Genomic DNA, 290 nt, shown 5'->3' with positions numbered 1-290 from the left:
GCACCGAACACGCCGCCGGCCCCGCCCGCCCCGCCGGTGCCGCCGGTCCCGCTCACGCTGGTCCCGCCGAGCCCGCCGGTGCCGCCGGCGGAGAACAGCCCGCCGGCGCCGCCGGCGCCCCCGTCCCCTCCGGGAAAGGTGATGCTGTCGCTGTGCCCGCCGGAGCCGCCGGTCCCGGCCGCGCCGAAGAGCATGCCGGCGTTGCCGCCGGCCCCGCCGTTGCCGCCGGACGCCGCCGAGTTCCCGCCGGCCCCGCCGACCCCGCCGGAGCCGAACAGGCCGGCGGCCCC

Annotated in this window: 1 protein-coding gene; it reads right to left on the bottom strand. The window is 83.4% G+C overall.

Going from position 1 to position 290, the window contains the following annotated elements:
* Positions 1-290, bottom strand: a 290-nt coding sequence (locus BST11_RS29450) for a hypothetical protein (protein WP_211284809.1), incomplete at both ends; no start/stop codon positions are given.

The organism is Mycobacterium alsense, from assembly GCF_002086635.1.
GTDB lineage: Bacteria > Actinomycetota > Actinomycetes > Mycobacteriales > Mycobacteriaceae > Mycobacterium > Mycobacterium alsense.
Note: the sequence above shows the minus strand (reverse complement) of the source record. Positions and strands in the feature narration are given on the sequence as shown.